Annotated in this window: 17 protein-coding genes, 2 rRNA genes and 1 other annotated feature; all 19 genes read left to right on the top strand. The window is 42.8% G+C overall.

Features of this window, described 5'->3' with window-relative positions; genetic code table 11:
- Positions 1–118, top strand: a 23S ribosomal RNA gene (locus tag AC0C66_RS21020); the annotation flags it as partial.
- A gap of 53 nt (positions 119–171) precedes the next feature.
- Positions 172–287 (top strand): 5S ribosomal RNA (gene rrf / locus AC0C66_RS21015).
- Positions 288–532: 245 nt separating this feature from the next.
- Positions 533–997 carry a transcriptional regulator CtsR gene (ctsR, locus tag AC0C66_RS21010; RefSeq protein ID WP_003225724.1) on the top strand — a complete coding sequence of 155 codons (465 nt, stop codon included), beginning with the start codon at positions 533–535 and terminating at the stop codon, positions 995–997.
- Positions 998–1,010: 13 nt separating this feature from the next.
- On the top strand, positions 1,011–1,568 hold the full coding sequence (gene mcsA, locus AC0C66_RS21005) for a protein-arginine kinase activator protein McsA (RefSeq protein WP_072182887.1): 558 nt from the start codon (positions 1,011–1,013) through the stop codon (positions 1,566–1,568).
- Positions 1,568–2,659, top strand: coding sequence for a protein arginine kinase (locus AC0C66_RS21000; protein ID WP_061188087.1), 1,092 nt, complete (start codon positions 1,568–1,570; stop codon positions 2,657–2,659). The genes mcsA and AC0C66_RS21000 overlap by 1 nt, the downstream gene beginning before the upstream one ends.
- Positions 2,656–5,088: an ATP-dependent protease ATP-binding subunit ClpC gene (gene clpC, locus AC0C66_RS20995; RefSeq protein WP_003225731.1), complete on the top strand. Its 2,433-nt coding sequence runs from the start codon at positions 2,656–2,658 to the stop codon at positions 5,086–5,088. The genes AC0C66_RS21000 and clpC overlap by 4 nt, the downstream gene beginning before the upstream one ends.
- Positions 5,089–5,179: 91 nt before the next feature.
- The gene (gene radA / locus AC0C66_RS20990; protein WP_072182888.1) at positions 5,180–6,556 is read left to right on the top strand and encodes a DNA repair protein RadA; all 1,377 of its coding nucleotides are present in this window, start codon (positions 5,180–5,182) and stop codon (positions 6,554–6,556) included.
- A gap of 3 nt (positions 6,557–6,559) precedes the next feature.
- Positions 6,560–7,642 (top strand): DNA integrity scanning diadenylate cyclase DisA, encoded by a 1,083-nt coding sequence (gene disA / locus AC0C66_RS20985; protein WP_014112331.1) that lies wholly within the window; start codon positions 6,560–6,562, stop codon positions 7,640–7,642.
- A 114-nt stretch (positions 7,643–7,756) separates the two neighbouring features.
- Positions 7,757–8,857, top strand: a complete 1,101-nt coding sequence (locus AC0C66_RS20980) for a PIN/TRAM domain-containing protein (protein WP_014112332.1) — start codon at positions 7,757–7,759, stop codon at positions 8,855–8,857.
- 13 nt (positions 8,858–8,870) lie between these two features.
- A complete protein-coding gene (gene ispD / locus AC0C66_RS20975) occupies positions 8,871–9,569 on the top strand; it encodes a 2-C-methyl-D-erythritol 4-phosphate cytidylyltransferase (protein WP_072182889.1) in 699 nt (232 codons plus the stop codon).
- A complete protein-coding gene (ispF, locus tag AC0C66_RS20970) occupies positions 9,562–10,038 on the top strand; it encodes a 2-C-methyl-D-erythritol 2,4-cyclodiphosphate synthase (RefSeq protein ID WP_072182890.1) in 477 nt (158 codons plus the stop codon). Before ispD ends, ispF begins: the two co-directional genes overlap by 8 nt.
- Positions 10,039–10,128: 90 nt before the next feature.
- Entirely contained in the window at positions 10,129–11,580 is a 1,452-nt protein-coding gene (gene gltX, locus AC0C66_RS20965) for a glutamate--tRNA ligase (protein WP_061188090.1), read from the top strand.
- A 2-nt stretch (positions 11,581–11,582) separates the two neighbouring features.
- Positions 11,583–11,813, top strand: a binding site (T-box leader).
- Between the two features lie 70 nt (positions 11,814–11,883).
- Complete coding sequence (gene cysE / locus AC0C66_RS20960) at positions 11,884–12,537, top strand: serine O-acetyltransferase (protein WP_014112338.1); 654 nt, start codon at positions 11,884–11,886, stop codon at positions 12,535–12,537.
- Positions 12,534–13,934 (top strand): cysteine--tRNA ligase, encoded by a 1,401-nt coding sequence (cysS, locus tag AC0C66_RS20955; protein ID WP_072182891.1) that lies wholly within the window; start codon positions 12,534–12,536, stop codon positions 13,932–13,934. Before cysE ends, cysS begins: the two co-directional genes overlap by 4 nt.
- A gap of 3 nt (positions 13,935–13,937) precedes the next feature.
- A complete protein-coding gene (locus tag AC0C66_RS20950; RefSeq protein ID WP_003242030.1) occupies positions 13,938–14,369 on the top strand; it encodes a mini-ribonuclease 3 in 432 nt (143 codons plus the stop codon).
- On the top strand, positions 14,353–15,102 hold the full coding sequence (gene rlmB, locus AC0C66_RS20945) for a 23S rRNA (guanosine(2251)-2'-O)-methyltransferase RlmB (protein WP_003225755.1): 750 nt from the start codon (positions 14,353–14,355) through the stop codon (positions 15,100–15,102). Before AC0C66_RS20950 ends, rlmB begins: the two co-directional genes overlap by 17 nt.
- 6 nt (positions 15,103–15,108) lie before the next feature.
- On the top strand, positions 15,109–15,621 hold the full coding sequence (rae1, locus tag AC0C66_RS20940) for a ribosome-dependent mRNA decay endonuclease Rae1/YacP (RefSeq protein WP_003225756.1): 513 nt from the start codon (positions 15,109–15,111) through the stop codon (positions 15,619–15,621).
- 62 nt (positions 15,622–15,683) lie between these two features.
- A complete protein-coding gene (gene sigH / locus AC0C66_RS20935; RefSeq protein ID WP_003225758.1) occupies positions 15,684–16,340 on the top strand; it encodes an RNA polymerase sporulation sigma factor SigH in 657 nt (218 codons plus the stop codon).
- Positions 16,341–16,432: 92 nt separating this feature from the next.
- The gene (gene rpmG, locus AC0C66_RS20930; RefSeq protein ID WP_003156421.1) at positions 16,433–16,582 is read left to right on the top strand and encodes a 50S ribosomal protein L33; all 150 of its coding nucleotides are present in this window, start codon (positions 16,433–16,435) and stop codon (positions 16,580–16,582) included.
- The last annotated feature ends 8 nt before the right edge of the window (positions 16,583–16,590 follow it).

Below are 16,590 nucleotides of genomic sequence, written 5' to 3'. Positions count from 1 at the left end.
GATTTCCCATTCCGCAAGGAAGTAAGATCCCTGAAAGATGATCAGGTTGATAGGTCTGAGGTGGAAGTGTGGCGACACATGGAGCTGACAGATACTAATCGATCGAGGACTTAACCACATTTTGAATGATGTCACACCTGTTATCTAGTTTTGAGAGAACACTCTCATTTGTTTGGTGGCGATAGCGAAGAGGTCACACCCGTTCCCATGCCGAACACGGAAGTTAAGCTCTTCAGCGCCGATGGTAGTCGGGGGTTTCCCCCTGTGAGAGTAGGACGCCGCCAAGCAATTGAAAAAAGGGCAGCTCATATGAGCTGCCCTTTTTTGTATTCTGGTTTATTAGTATCATAAAATTTCTTTTAATTGTATAATATAATAACTTTACACTGAATTTTAAATCGCCAAACAGGTTTTATGGGTTGGGAAAATGGAAATAATAAAGGATAGAGCGAGAAAGTTGAAAATTCTCGAGAAACGCCTTATAGTAAGATTAAAGTCAAATATAGTCAAAGTCAGTAAAGGAGGGGGTTGAGTGGGACATAATATTTCTGACATCATTGAACAATATTTAAAACGAGTGTTAGATCAAAATGGCAAGGAAATTTTAGAGATTAAACGAAGTGAAATTGCAGATAAATTTCAATGCGTTCCTTCCCAAATAAATTATGTCATCAACACCAGATTTACAAGCGAAAGAGGATATATTGTTGAGAGCAAACGCGGGGGCGGCGGTTACATCAGAATCATTAAAATTAAAATGAACAATGAAGTTGTCCTGATTAATAATATTATTTCTCAAATTAATACCCATTTGTCTCAAGCAGCCTCTGATGACATTATTTTAAGGCTATTAGAAGACAAGGTGATTTCAGAAAGAGAAGCAAAAATGATGGTCAGCGTGATGGACCGCTCAGTTTTACACATTGACTTGCCTGAACGTGATGAATTAAGAGCGAGAATGATGAAGGCTATGCTGACTTCTTTAAAATTAAAATAAGCGGGTGAAAAGATTGATTTGTCAAGAGTGCCACGAGAGACCAGCCACTTTTCACTTTACAAAGGTTGTTAACGGAGAAAAAATAGAAGTTCATATTTGTGAACAATGCGCCAAAGAAAATAGTGATTCATACGGTATAAGTGCAAATCAAGGTTTCTCTATTCATAATTTACTTTCGGGTTTGCTGAACATGGATTCTTCATTCCAGAATGCAGGAACTCAAATGTTCAGTCACTCGGACCAAATATCAGCTTGTCCAAAATGCGGAATGACTTTTCAGCAATTTAGAAAAATCGGCCGTTTTGGATGTTCTGAATGTTATAAAACATTTCATAGCAACATTACACCTATCTTACGTAAAGTGCACAGCGGAAACACTGTGCATGCTGGGAAAATACCGAAACGTATAGGCGGCAATCTCCATGTCAGACGGCAGATTGACATGCTGAAAAAAGAATTAGAATCCTTAATCCATCAAGAAGAATTTGAGAACGCAGCTCATGTGAGAGATCAAATTCGTTCATTAGAACAATCACTCAAAAGTAAAGATAGTGAGGAGGAACAGGGGTAATGTCGCTAAAGCATTTTATTCAGGACGCACTAAGCAGTTGGATGAAGCAGAAAGGACCTGAAAGTGACATTGTACTCAGCAGCCGCATACGTTTAGCAAGGAACTTTGAACATATAAGGTTCCCTACGCGGTATTCCAATGAAGAAGCCTCATCCATCATACAGCAATTTGAAGATCAGTTTTCAGAACAAGAAATTCCTGGAATCGGAAAATTCGTTTTGATCAGGATGAATGATGCACAGCCTTTAGAAAAGCGTGTACTTGTTGAAAAACATCTCATCAGTCCGAATCTGACAGAGTCTCCTTTTGGCGGCTGTTTGCTTTCTGAAAATGAAGAAGTAAGCGTCATGCTAAATGAAGAGGATCATATTAGAATTCAGTGTCTTTTTCCTGGATTTCAGCTTTTAGAGGCAATGAAAGCCGCAAACCAGGTCGATGACTGGATTGAAGAAAAAGTTGATTATGCATTTAATGAGCAAAGAGGGTACTTAACCAGCTGTCCTACAAATGTAGGTACGGGTTTAAGGGCTTCAGTCATGATGCATCTGCCGGCACTGGTTTTAACTAGGCAAATAAATCGAATTATACCGGCAATTAATCAATTAGGCTTAGTTGTTAGAGGAATTTATGGGGAAGGCAGCGAAGCAGTAGGAAATATCTTTCAAATTTCAAATCAGATCACGCTTGGTAAGTCAGAGCAGGATATTGTGGATGACCTTAACAGTGTTGCTGCCCAGCTGATTGAACAAGAACGATCTGCCCGAGAAGCGCTTTACCAAACCTCTAAAATTGAACTTGAGGATAAGGTATATCGGTCTTATGGGGTCTTGTCCAATTGCCGGATGATAGAATCGAAAGAAACTGCAAAGTGCCTTTCAGATGTCCGGTTAGGCATAGATCTAGGCATTATTAAAGGACTTTCAAGCAACATACTTAATGAACTAATGATTTTGACACAGCCAGGATTTTTACAGCAGTACTCGGGAGGCGCTTTGCGTCCGAACGAAAGGGACATTCGAAGAGCGGCTCTCATCAGAGAACGGCTTCACTTAGAAATGAATGGGAAAAGACAGGAGGATGAATCGATATGATGTTTGGAAGATTTACAGAACGAGCTCAAAAAGTACTGGCGCTTGCACAGGAAGAAGCACTCCGTTTAGGTCATAATAACATTGGCACTGAGCATATTTTATTAGGACTGGTACGAGAAGGAGAAGGGATTGCTGCTAAAGCTCTACAAGCGCTTGGGCTTGGTTCAGATAAAATTCAAAAAGAAGTTGAAAGTTTGATCGGTCGCGGGCAGGAAATGTCTCAAACGATTCACTACACTCCAAGAGCTAAGAAAGTCATTGAGCTTTCAATGGATGAGGCAAGAAAACTCGGGCATTCTTATGTCGGGACAGAACATATTCTTCTTGGTCTGATTCGCGAAGGTGAAGGTGTTGCTGCGAGAGTGCTGAATAACCTCGGTGTCAGCTTAAATAAAGCAAGACAGCAGGTGCTACAGCTTCTTGGAAGCAATGAAACAGGATCATCAGCGACAGGAACAAACAGCAATGCGAATACGCCTACGCTTGACAGCTTGGCAAGAGACTTAACTGCTATTGCGAAGGAAGACAGCCTTGATCCTGTAATCGGCAGAAGCAAGGAAATTCAGCGTGTGATCGAAGTGTTAAGCCGCAGAACGAAAAATAACCCTGTTCTCATTGGTGAACCAGGTGTAGGTAAAACGGCTATCGCAGAAGGTTTGGCACAGCAAATTATCAATAACGAAGTTCCCGAAATCTTGCGCGATAAACGCGTGATGACATTAGACATGGGAACAGTTGTTGCCGGCACAAAATACCGCGGTGAATTTGAGGATCGCCTGAAAAAAGTCATGGATGAAATTCGCCAGGCAGGAAACATCATTCTATTCATCGATGAGCTTCATACATTAATCGGAGCGGGCGGAGCAGAAGGTGCGATTGACGCATCTAACATTTTAAAACCTTCACTTGCTCGCGGTGAACTTCAATGTATTGGAGCGACGACTCTTGATGAGTACCGTAAATATATTGAAAAAGATGCAGCGTTGGAACGCCGTTTTCAGCCGATACAGGTTGATCAGCCGTCTGCAGATGAAAGTATTCAAATTTTAAAAGGCTTGCGTGACCGATATGAAGCTCACCACCGAGTATCAATTACAGATGATGCCATTGAAGCTGCGGTTAAGCTTTCTGACAGATATATTTCTGACCGTTTCCTTCCGGATAAAGCAATTGACTTAATCGATGAAGCGGGTTCAAAGGTGAGACTGCGCTCCTTTACAACGCCTCCTAACTTAAAGGAGCTTGAACAGAAGCTTGATGAGGTTCGTAAAGAGAAGGATGCGGCAGTGCAAAGCCAAGAGTTTGAAAAAGCAGCTTCCTTGCGTGATACTGAGCAGCGCCTGCGCGAGCAAGTAGAGGATACGAAGAAATCATGGAAAGAGAAGCAAGGGCAGGAAAACTCAGAGGTTACTGTTGATGATATTGCGATGGTTGTATCCAGCTGGACTGGGGTGCCTGTATCTAAAATCGCCCAAACTGAAACAGATAAGCTTCTCAATATGGAAAGCATTCTTCACTCCCGTGTCATTGGCCAGGATGAAGCAGTTGTAGCTGTTGCAAAAGCAGTTAGACGTGCAAGAGCAGGATTAAAAGATCCTAAACGCCCAATCGGCTCATTCATTTTCTTAGGCCCTACAGGTGTTGGTAAAACAGAGCTTGCGCGAGCACTTGCTGAATCCATTTTCGGTGATGAGGAAGCCATGATCAGAATTGATATGTCTGAATACATGGAAAAACACTCAACTTCAAGACTTGTCGGTTCACCTCCGGGATATGTGGGATACGATGAAGGCGGCCAATTAACAGAGAAAGTCAGAAGAAAACCTTACTCTGTCGTGCTTCTTGATGAGATTGAGAAAGCGCACCCTGATGTCTTCAATATCCTCCTGCAAGTTCTTGAAGACGGACGATTGACTGATTCTAAGGGACGTACAGTCGATTTCCGTAATACCATTCTGATTATGACGTCAAACGTCGGAGCAAGTGAGCTGAAACGCAATAAATATGTCGGCTTTAACGTTCAGGATGAGACGCAAAATCATAAAGACATGAAAGATAAAGTGATGGGTGAATTGAAACGTGCGTTCAGACCGGAGTTTATCAACCGGATTGATGAAATCATTGTCTTCCATTCACTTGAGAAAAAACATCTCACTGAAATCGTGTCATTGATGTCTGATCAATTAACAAAACGCCTGAAAGAACAGGATCTTTCTATCGAATTGACCGATGCTGCAAAAGCGAAAGTCGCGGAAGAGGGCGTTGACTTGGAATACGGTGCCCGTCCGTTAAGAAGAGCTATCCAAAAACATGTCGAGGACCGTTTATCTGAAGAACTCCTCCGAGGAAATATTCATAAAGGACAGCATATCGTTCTCGATGTAGAAGACGGCGAATTTGTCGTAAAAACGACTGCTAAAACGAATTAATATAGAAGACGAAAATGAGGCATACAGCATGTAAGTGTATGCCTCACTTTCATATCAAGAAATAGAACAAGGGAGAGGTCTTACACTATATATGGCTAAAACAAAATCGAAATTCATCTGCCAATCCTGCGGTTACGAGTCTCCAAAATGGATGGGGAAATGTCCGGGCTGCGGTGCTTGGAATACTATGGTGGAAGAAATGATAAAAAAAGTGCCGGCCAATCGGAGAGCGGCTTTTTCTCATTCAGTTCAAACTGTACAGAAACCTTCACCTATTACATCAATCGAAACATCAGAAGAACCCCGGGTTAAAACCCAGCTTGGCGAGTTTAACAGAGTGCTCGGCGGGGGCGTCGTCAAAGGCTCACTCGTTTTAATCGGCGGCGATCCTGGTATCGGAAAGTCAACGTTATTACTGCAGGTTTCCGCTCAATTATCAGATTCATCGAACAGTGTGCTGTACATTTCGGGAGAAGAATCGGTAAAGCAAACGAAACTGAGAGCAGATCGTCTTGGCATTAATAGTCCGTCACTGCATGTTTTATCTGAAACCGATATGGAGTATATTTCGTCTGCTATACAAGAGATGAATCCAGCGTTTGTTGTTGTAGACTCTATTCAAACGGTTTACCAAAGTGACATTACATCGGCTCCGGGCAGTGTGTCACAGGTCAGAGAATGTACCGCTGAGCTGATGAAAATTGCAAAAACAAAAGGCATTCCGATTTTTATCGTAGGGCACGTGACGAAAGAAGGGTCTATTGCAGGGCCGAGACTGTTGGAGCATATGGTTGACACTGTTTTATATTTTGAAGGGGAACGTCACCATACTTTCCGTATTTTGCGGGCTGTAAAAAACCGTTTTGGTTCTACAAATGAAATGGGCATTTTCGAAATGCGCGAAGAGGGGCTCACTGAAGTTTTGAACCCTTCAGAAATTTTCTTGGAAGAACGCTCAGCGGGATCCGCAGGCTCAAGCATAACTGCTTCTATGGAGGGCACAAGACCGATTCTCGTTGAAATCCAGGCGCTCATCTCGCCAACAAGCTTTGGCAATCCGCGGCGTATGGCAACAGGAATAGACCATAACAGGGTTTCTCTGTTAATGGCTGTGTTAGAAAAAAGAGTTGGGCTGCTGCTGCAAAATCAGGATGCTTATTTGAAAGTGGCCGGCGGCGTAAAGCTTGATGAACCTGCAATTGATCTTGCCATTGCGATCAGCATCGCGTCCAGCTTTAAAGATACACCTCCAAATCCTGCAGATTGTTTTATAGGAGAAGTGGGATTAACCGGAGAAGTTCGGCGGGTTTCAAGAATTGAACAGCGTGTGAAAGAAGCGGCTAAGCTCGGTTTTAAACGAATGATCATACCCGCGGCAAATCTGGATGGATGGACAAAACCAAAAGGGATTGAGGTTATCGGAGTAGCAAATGTTGCAGAGGCGCTTCGTACTTCATTAGGAGGATAATAGATGGAAAAAGAGAAAAAAGGGGCGAAACAAGAGTTAGACCTGTCATCTATATTGCAGTTTGTTGCTCCGGGTACACCGCTCAGAGCAGGGATGGAAAACGTCTTGAGAGCAAATACAGGCGGTCTGATTGTTGTTGGATATAATGATAAAGTAAAAGAAGTGGTGGACGGCGGCTTTCACATAAACACGGCTTTTTCTCCGGCTCATTTATATGAGCTGGCTAAAATGGATGGAGCAATCATTTTAAGTGATTCAGGTCAAAAGATCCTCTACGCCAATACTCAGCTGATGCCAGATGCCACAATTTCTTCATCAGAAACAGGAATGCGGCACCGTACTGCCGAAAGAGTAGCTAAGCAAACTGGCTGCCTCGTGATCGCTATTTCTGAAAGAAGAAATGTTATAACGTTATATCAGGAAAACATGAAGTATACACTAAAAGACATAGGATTTATTTTAACCAAAGCGAACCAAGCTATACAAACACTTGAAAAATATAAGACAATCCTCGATAAAACGATTAACGCACTGAATGCATTAGAGTTTGAGGAGCTTGTTACCTTCAGTGATGTCTTGTCTGTCATGCATCGTTATGAAATGGTGCTGAGAATCAAAAACGAAATCAACATGTATATCAAAGAGCTGGGGACAGAAGGACATCTGATTAAGCTGCAAGTCATTGAATTGATTACAGATATGGAAGAAGAGGCTGCTTTATTTATTAAGGATTATGTGAAAGAAAAGATTAAAGATCCGTTTGTTCTCTTGAAAGAGCTGCAGGATATGTCCAGTTATGATCTGCTGGATGATTCCATTGTGTATAAGCTGCTCGGTTATCCGGCTTCTACAAATCTTGACGATTATGTATTGCCTAGAGGATACAGGCTGTTAAATAAGATACCGCGTCTTCCGATGCCGATTGTTGAAAATGTTGTAGAAGCATTTGGAGTCCTACCAAGGATTATTGAGGCGAGTGCAGAAGAATTAGATGAAGTTGAGGGAATCGGTGAAGTACGAGCCCAAAAAATCAAAAAAGGACTAAAACGCCTGCAAGAGAAGCATTATTTAGACAGACAGCTGTGATTTCGGTTAAAACCTTATGAATACGGGTATATTAATGTTGGTTTTTGTTTATTCTGATATTCGTAGGATGCATAAAACTTTGTGAAATAAAATGTTAAAAAAGGAGGTGGGGGTATGTTAAAACGAATAGTTCAGGCGTTCTTCATTATCTTTGGCGGCGTTGTTGGTATATTTTTAATACCTGAATTGTTTGTACTGTTAAGTATACAGGACATACCTTTAATAACAAACGCATATACGTCTGCGGCAATAGGAGCAATTATCTTTTTTCTCATCAGTATATGGGGTACAGAATACGTTGTGAACTGGGTGAAGTGGATAGAGGATTCATTGTTAAAAGCGCCGGTTCCAGATTTGTTATTTGGAAGTCTTGGCCTGGTTTTTGGACTTATAATCGCTTATCTTATCGTAAATGTTATTCCTTTAGACAATATACCTTACCGCATATTCAGCACAATCATCCCTGTGTTTTTAGCGTTCTTCCTTGGTTATCTCGGTTTCCAGGTGGGCTTTAAGAAAAAGGATGAATTGATCAGCCTGTTTTCTATTTCCGCCAGAATGCAAAAGAAAAAAGGAACAGCCGATGAAGAACATGAGGTTCAGGACAAGAAGCTGAAAATTTTGGACACAAGTGTTATTATTGATGGGAGAATAGCAGATATTTGTCAGACTGGGTTTTTAGAGGGAGTTATCGTGATTCCGCAGTTTGTCCTTGAGGAATTGCAGCATATTGCTGATTCTTCAGATGTTTTAAAACGAAACAGAGGACGACGCGGTCTCGATATCCTGAACCGCATTCAGAAAGAATTAGACATTGAAGTTGAAATTTATGAAGGCGACTTTGAAGATATTCAGGAGGTTGACAGCAAGCTCGTCAAACTCGCTAAGCTGACATCCGGGGTCGTCGTGACGAATGATTTTAATTTAAATAAAGTATGCGAGCTTCAGAAGGTAGCAGTACTAAACATTAATGACCTTGCCAATGCGGTCAAGCCTGTTGTGCTTCCTGGCGAGGAAATGAATGTTCAGGTCATTAAGGACGGGAAAGAGCATAATCAGGGAGTTGCCTACTTGGATGACGGTACGATGATTGTTGTTGAAGAAGGACGCAATTATATCGGCAAGCATATTGATGTACTCGTTACAAGTGTGCTGCAAACAGCAGCGGGACGAATGATTTTTGCTAAGCCCAAGCTGTTGGAGAAGGCGCTGTAAAGGGAGAAAAACAATGAGTTATGATGTGGTGATTCCTGCAGCCGGACAGGGAAAACGGATGAAGGCAGGGAGAAATAAGCTGTTCATTGAGCTGAAAGGAGACCCGGTGATCATTCACACGTTAAGAGTGTTTGACAGCCACCGGCCGTGCGAAAAAATCATTTTGGTGATTAATGAGCGCGAGCGGGAGCACTTTCAGCAATTGCTGGCCGATTATCCGTTTCAAACCGCTGTTGAGCTTGTGGCAGGCGGAGATGAGCGTCAGCACAGTGTTTATAAAGGGCTGAAAGCCGTGAAACAAGAAAAGATAGTCCTTGTTCACGACGGCGCCCGGCCTTTTATAAAGCATGAACAAATTGACAAACTGATCGCTGAAGTGGAACAGACAGGAGCGGCCATCCTCGCTGTCCCGGTAAAAGATACGATTAAACGCGTTCAAGATTTACAAGTCAGTGAGACGATTGAACGTTCAAGCTTGTGGGCTGTCCAAACGCCACAAGCTTTTCGTCTTTCTTTATTGATGAAGGCCCACGCTGAGGCGGAGTATAAGGGATTTTTAGGGACGGATGACGCCAGCCTCGTTGAAGAGATGGAAGGCGGTTCGGTCCGCGTTGTAGAAGGCAGCTATACAAATATTAAGCTGACGACGCCAGACGATTTAACGTCAGCTGAAGCTATCATGGAATCAGAAAGTAGGAATAATCATGTTTAGAATTGGACAAGGATTTGATGTGCATCAATTAGTGGAGGGGCGCCCTCTTATTATTGGCGGAATTGAAATCCCGTATGAAAAAGGGCTGCTCGGCCATTCTGATGCAGACGTATTGCTGCATACAGTCGCTGACGCCTGCCTCGGAGCTGTTGGAGAAGGCGACATCGGCAAGCATTTTCCTGATACTGATCCCGAGTTCAAGGACGCAGATTCTTTCAAATTACTTCAGCATGTCTGGGGGATCGTGAAACAGAAGGGGTATGTTCTTGGAAACATTGACTGCACCATCATTGCACAGAAGCCAAAGATGCTGCCGTACATAGAAGATATGAGACAAAGAATCGCTGAAGGGCTTGAGGCGGACGTTTCTCAAGTAAATGTAAAAGCAACAACAACAGAAAAGCTTGGATTTACAGGTCGAGCGGAAGGAATAGCGGCTCAAGCGACAGTACTGATACAAAAAGGCTAACTTGCTTTGATGCTGGGTCTATTTGGTGGTAGAATAGATTCATACATTTTTGCCTGAGGCCATACATGACATGAAAGGAAGTATTTGAAAATGGGAAACGAAGTACGCGTCCGTTATGCACCGAGTCCAACCGGACATTTGCATATTGGAAATGCCAGAACGGCGCTTTTTAATTATTTATTTGCCCGCAATCAAGGCGGTAAGTTTATTATTCGTGTTGAGGACACTGATAAAAAGCGCAATATTGAGGGCGGAGAACAAAGCCAGCTGAATTATTTGAGATGGCTTGGTATTGACTGGGATGAGAGTGTGGATGTCGGCGGTGAGTACGGCCCATACCGTCAGTCAGAGCGTAACGATATCTATAAAGTGTACTATGAAGAGCTTCTTGAAAAAGGGCTTGCTTATAAATGTTACTGTACGGAAGAAGAGCTTGAAAAAGAGCGTGAAGAACAGATAGCCCGCGGAGAAATGCCGCGTTATTCCGGAAAACACAGAAATCTGTCTCAAGAAGAACAGGAAAAATTTATTGCTGAAGGCAGAAAGCCAAGTATTCGTTTCCGCGTGCCGGAAGGAAAAGTCATTGCCTTCAACGATATCGTAAAAGGCGAAATTTCTTTCGAATCAGATGGCATTGGCGACTTTGTTATTGTGAAAAAGGACGGAACGCCGACTTACAACTTCGCAGTAGCTATTGATGACTATTTAATGAAAATGACACACGTGCTGCGCGGTGAGGATCATATTTCTAACACACCGAAACAGATTATGATTTATCAAGCATTCGGATGGGATATTCCTCAGTTCGGACACATGACGCTGATCGTAAATGAAAGCCGTAAAAAGCTCAGCAAACGCGATGAGTCCATTATTCAATTCATCGAGCAGTATAAAGAGCTTGGCTACTTGCCGGAAGCGCTGTTCAACTTTATCGGCCTGCTTGGCTGGTCACCGGTTGGGGAAGAAGAGCTATTCACAAAAGAACAGTTTATTGATATTTTTGATGTAAACCGTTTATCTAAATCACCAGCTTTGTTTGATATGCATAAGCTAAAATGGGTTAACAATCAATACGTGAAGAAGCTGGATCTTGATCAGGTTATTGAACTGACGCTTCCGCATTTGCAAAAAGCCGGCAAAGTTGGCGCTGAGCTTTCTGCTGAAGAACAAGAATGGGTTCGTAAACTGATTTCCCTGTATCATGAGCAATTAAGCTACGGTGCGGAAATTGTTGAGTTGACTGATTTGTTCTTTACGGATGAGATCGAGTATAATCAAGAAGCAAAAGCTGTTCTGGAAGAGGAACAGGTTCCTGAAGTGCTCAGCACATTCGCTGCGAAGCTTGAAGAGCTTGAGGAGTTCACTCCGGATAACATCAAAGCATCAATCAAAGCAGTGCAGAAAGAAACTGGCCATAAAGGGAAAAAACTGTTTATGCCGATCCGTGTTGCCGTAACAGGGCAAACTCACGGTCCGGAACTGCCGCAATCAATTGAATTGATCGGTAAAGAAACTGCAATTCAGCGTTTAAAAAATATCTAAATAAATGATTGTTGACAGGGAAGAGTATAGAGCTTTAGGCCTTTACAGAAAGGATCTTCATTGGCTGAGAGAGATCCATGAGCCGGGTTTTAGAAGTGCGCCCTTAAGACCTTTGAAGAACATTTTTCGAAATCAGTATTCAAAGGCGGCCGCCGCCGTTACAGGCTGAAGTTGGGAGAGCAGAAGTCTGCTTTTCAAACAGAGTGGAACCGCGCGGTTAAAGCGTCTCTGTCATGTTTTCATGCAGAGGCGCTTTTTTTATTGGGTGAAGAGGAAATCAGATAGAGAAGTGGGGGGAAGCATGTGTTTTTTAGAATGCTCAAAGAAGACATTGATACAGTGTTCGATCAAGATCCTGCAGCAAGAAGCTATTTTGAAGTGATTTTAACTTATTCCGGTTTACATGCTATATGGGCGCATCGGATTGCACATGCTTTATATAAACGAAAATTTTATTTCCTTGCACGCCTTATATCTCAGGTAAGCCGATTTTTTACCGGGATCGAAATCCATCCCGGCGCTACTATCGGGAGAAGATTTTTCATAGACCACGGTATGGGGGTTGTCATTGGGGAGACATGTGAAATCGGCAATAACGTAACCGTTTTTCAGGGGGTTACCCTCGGGGGAACGGGGAAAGAAAAGGGAAAAAGGCACCCAACGATTAAAGATGACGCATTGATAGCCACAGGTGCTAAAGTGCTCGGTTCAATTACTGTCGGTGAAGGCTCAAAGATTGGAGCTGGTTCAGTAGTGTTGCACGATGTTCCTGATTTTTCAACAGTTGTCGGCATCCCTGGACGGGTCGTTGTACAAAATGGCAAGAAAGTAAGACGCGATTTAAACCATCAGGATTTGCCCGATCCGGTTGCTGATCGCTTTAAGTCTTTGGAACACCAGATTTTAGAGCTGAAGGCAGAACTTGAAGACAGAAAAGAAAGGATCAATCAAAAATGACAATCACTCTTTATAATACATTGACTAGACAGAAGGAAACATTCGTTCCTCTTGAAGAGGGAAAAGTGAAAATGTACGTGTGCGGACCGACGGTTTACAATTACATTCACATCGGGAACGCTCGTCCGGCTATCGTATACGATACGGTTCGAAACTATCTGGAGTATAAAGGCTATGATGTGCAGTATGTCTCTAACTTTACAGACGTAGACGATAAATTAATTAAAGCGGCAAATGAACTCGGTGAGGACGTACCTACCATTTCAGAGCGTTTTATTAAAGCATACTTTGAAGATGTAGGTGCGCTCGGCTGCCGAAAAGCCGACCTTCATCCGCGAGTGATGGAAAACATGGATGCGATTATCGAATTCGTAGATCAGCTCGTGAAAAAGGGCTACGCTTATGAATCAGAAGGTGACGTTTATTTCAAAACAAGAGCATTTGAAGGGTACGGAAAGCTTTCTCAGCAATCTATTGATGAACTGAGATCAGGTGCACGCATCCGGGTCGGCGAGAAAAAAGAAGATGCTCTTGATTTCGCGCTGTGGAAAGCGGCAAAAGAAGGAGAAATCTCTTGGGATAGCCCTTGGGGAAAAGGACGTCCGGGCTGGCACATTGAATGCTCAGCGATGGTGAAAAAGTATCTGGGTGACCAGATTGATATCCATGCGGGCGGACAGGATTTAACATTCCCTCACCATGAAAACGAAATTGCGCAATCTGAGGCACTGACAGGCAAAACGTTTGCGAAGTACTGGCTCCATAATGGCTATATCAATATTGATAATGAAAAAATGTCAAAATCACTGGGCAACTTTGTGCTTGTGCATGACATCATTAAACAGCATGATCCGCAGCTTTTGAGATTCTTTATGCTATCTGTTCATTATCGCCACCCGATTAACTATTCAGAAGAGCTTCTGGAGAATACGAAAAGCGCATTTAATCGTTTGAAAACAGCGTACAGCAACCTTCAGCACCGTCTGAACAGCAGTACGAATTTAACGGAAGATGACGATCAATGGCTTGAGAAAGTTGAAGAACACCGCAAAGCATTCGAAGAAGCGATGGACGATGATTTTAATACGGCGAATGCCATCTCTGTCTTGTTCGACTTAGCGAAGCATGCCAATTATTATCTTCAGAAAGATCATACGGCTGATCATGTGATTAAGGCGTTTATCGGCATGTTTGACCGCATTGTATCTGTCCTCGGTTTTTCATTGGGCGAGCAGGAACTTCTCGATCAAGAGATTGAAGACTTAATCGAAAAAAGAAATGAAGCGCGCCGAAATCGCGATTTTGCACTGTCAGATCAGATCCGCGACCAGCTGAAAAGCATGAATATCATTCTTGAAGATACGGCTCAAGGTACTCGCTGGAAACGGGGAGAATAACGGATGCTTGATTTTGAAACGATAAAAGATTCAAAGCAGCTTAACGGTCTGGCGCTTGCTTATATAGGTGATGCCATTTTTGAAGTGTATGTAAGGCATCACCTGCTTAAGCAGGGTTTTACCAAACCAAATGATCTTCATAAGAAATCAAGCCGGATCGTGTCGGCAAAGTCACAGGCTGAGATCCTATTCTTTCTGCAGGATCAATCATTTTTTACGGAAGAAGAGGAAGCGGTGCTGAAAAGAGGCAGAAATGCGAAGTCGGGAACGACACCTAAAAATACAGATGTTCAGACATACCGCTATAGTACAGCATTTGAAGCGCTGCTTGGCTATCTTTTTCTAGAGAAAAAAGAGGAAAGACTTAGTCAGCTCGTTGCCGAAGCTATACAATTCGGGACGTCAGGGAGGAAAACAAATGAGTCAGCAACATGATTACGTCATAGGGAAAAATGCAGTGATCGAGACGTTAAAATCAGATCGTAAGCTGTATAAGCTGTGGATGGCGGAAAACACCGTAAAGGGACAAGCACAGCAGGTGATTGAGCTTGCGAAAAAGCAGGGGATCACGATTCAATATGTCCCGAGAAAAAAACTCGATCAAATGGTGACAGGGCAGCATCAAGGCGTAGTGGCACAGGTTGCAGCGTATGAATATGCAGAACTGGACGATTTATATAAAGCAGCCGAAGAAAGAAATGAACAGCCTTTCTTCCTCATTCTGGACGAGCTTGAAGACCCTCATAATCTCGGTTCCATTATGAGAACGGCTGATGCGGTCGGCGCCCATGGCATCGTGATTCCAAAGCGGAGAGCTGTCGGGCTGACAACAACAGTGGCTAAAGCTTCAACAGGGGCAATTGAGCACATTCCTGTAGCAAGAGTCACCAATTTGGCGCGGACGTTAGAAGAAATGAAAGAGCGGGGGATCTGGGTTGTCGGAACGGATGCATCCGCGCGTGAGGATTACCGCAATATGGACGGCAATATGCCTTTGGCTTTAGTCATTGGAAGTGAAGGAAAAGGGATGGGCCGCCTCGTTAAAGAAAAGTGTGATTTTCTCATTAAACTCCCGATGGCCGGGAAGGTAACTTCACTGAATGCATCTGTCGCGGCTGGTCTTTTGATGTATGAAGTCTACCGGAAACGAAACCCTCTGGGAGAATAAAGACCCATGGATATCCTGTTAGTAGACGGATACAACATGATTGGAGCCTGGCCGCAGCTGAAGGATTTAAAAGCGAACAGTTTTGAAGAGGCGAGAGACGTACTGATTCAGAAAATGGCGGAATATCAATCGTATACAGGGAACAGGGTTATTGTTGTTTTTGACGCACATCTCGTAAAAGGGCTTGAGAAAAAACAGACCAATCACAGAGTTGAAGTGATTTTTACGAAAGAAAATGAGACGGCTGATGAGCGGATAGAAAAGCTTGCTCAGGCTTTGAATAATATTGCGACTCAAATTCATGTTGCAACCTCTGACTATACTGAGCAGTGGGCGATTTTCGGGCAGGGGGCATTGCGGAAATCGGCCCGGGAGCTTTTGAGAGAGGTAGAAGCGATTGAAAGGCGAATAGAGAGACGGGTAAGAAAAATCACTTCTGAAAAGCCGGCGGGTAAAATTGCTTTATCGGAAGAGGTTTTGAAAACGTTTGAAAAGTGGAGGCGGGGAGACTTAGATTAAGTTGACGCTTTTTTGCCCAATACTGTATAATATTTCTATCTACGTGCGCCGGGGGGATCGGAGTGAATCTACAGAACAACAAGGGAAAATTCAACAAAGAGCAGTTTTGCCAGTTGGAGGACGAGCAGGTCATTGAAAAGGTTCATGTTGGGGACAGTGATGCGTTAGATTACTTGATTACGAAGTACCGAAACTTTGTTCGGGCAAAAGCAAGATCCTATTTTTTAATAGGAGCGGACAGAGAAGATATTGTTCAGGAAGGTATGATAGGCCTCTATAAGTCTATTCGTGACTTCAAAGAGGACAAGCTTACCTCTTTCAAAGCTTTCGCAGAATTATGTATTACCCGCCAAATTATTACCGCAATAAAGACAGCTACTCGCCAGAAACACATTCCTTTGAATTCCTACGTCTCATTAGATAAACCGATTTTTGATGAAGAATCAGACCGAACGCTGCTTGATGTCATTTCAGGAGCGAAAACCTTAAACCCTGAGGAAATGATCATCAATCAGGAAGAATTTGATGACATTGAAATGAAAATGGGAGAACTATTAAGTGATTTAGAGAGAAAAGTACTCGTCTTATATCTTGACGGAAGAAGTTACCAAGAGATTTCCGATGAACTGAACCGGCATGTGAAATCGATCGACAATGCCCTTCAGCGTGTAAAACGTAAGCTGGAGAAGTACTTGGAAATTCGTGAAATCAGTTTGTAATAGGGATTTATGTTATATTGACAGTATTTTTCTGACTGTGATATGTTACTAAAGATAAGAACTAATGTCTATTTAGAAAAAGGTGTAATGACATGAGAAAAAAGATTACGCTAGCATGCAAGACATGCGGAAACCGTAATTATACGACAATGAAGAGCTCTGCATCAGCGGCTGAGCGATTAGAAGTAAAGAAATACTGCAGTACTTGCAATTCACATACAGCTCATCTTGAAACAAAATAGTTTTTGCG

It is taken from the genome of Bacillus sp. VA13, from assembly GCF_055710085.1.
This window is presented reverse-complemented; position numbering and strand designations above follow the sequence as displayed.

What these genes read in the sequence shown, in the direction of transcription:
- rpmG (WP_003156421.1), top strand. Translation starts at nt 16,433, where the DNA reads ATGAGAAAAAAGATTACGCTAGCATGCAAGACATGCGGAAACCGTAAT.
- AC0C66_RS20980 (WP_014112332.1), top strand. Translation starts at nt 7,757, where the DNA reads ATGTTAAAACGAATAGTTCAGGCGTTCTTCATTATCTTTGGCGGCGTT.
- clpC (WP_003225731.1), top strand. Translation starts at nt 2,656, where the DNA reads ATGATGTTTGGAAGATTTACAGAACGAGCTCAAAAAGTACTGGCGCTT.
- rlmB (WP_003225755.1), top strand. Translation starts at nt 14,353, where the DNA reads ATGAGTCAGCAACATGATTACGTCATAGGGAAAAATGCAGTGATCGAG.
- AC0C66_RS21000 (WP_061188087.1), top strand. Translation starts at nt 1,568, where the DNA reads ATGTCGCTAAAGCATTTTATTCAGGACGCACTAAGCAGTTGGATGAAG.
- ispF (WP_072182890.1), top strand. Translation starts at nt 9,562, where the DNA reads ATGTTTAGAATTGGACAAGGATTTGATGTGCATCAATTAGTGGAGGGG.
- ispD (WP_072182889.1), top strand. Translation starts at nt 8,871, where the DNA reads ATGAGTTATGATGTGGTGATTCCTGCAGCCGGACAGGGAAAACGGATG.
- AC0C66_RS20950 (WP_003242030.1), top strand. Translation starts at nt 13,938, where the DNA reads ATGCTTGATTTTGAAACGATAAAAGATTCAAAGCAGCTTAACGGTCTG.
- rae1 (WP_003225756.1), top strand. Translation starts at nt 15,109, where the DNA reads ATGGATATCCTGTTAGTAGACGGATACAACATGATTGGAGCCTGGCCG.
- gltX (WP_061188090.1), top strand. Translation starts at nt 10,129, where the DNA reads ATGGGAAACGAAGTACGCGTCCGTTATGCACCGAGTCCAACCGGACAT.
- cysS (WP_072182891.1), top strand. Translation starts at nt 12,534, where the DNA reads ATGACAATCACTCTTTATAATACATTGACTAGACAGAAGGAAACATTC.
- disA (WP_014112331.1), top strand. Translation starts at nt 6,560, where the DNA reads ATGGAAAAAGAGAAAAAAGGGGCGAAACAAGAGTTAGACCTGTCATCT.
- radA (WP_072182888.1), top strand. Translation starts at nt 5,180, where the DNA reads ATGGCTAAAACAAAATCGAAATTCATCTGCCAATCCTGCGGTTACGAG.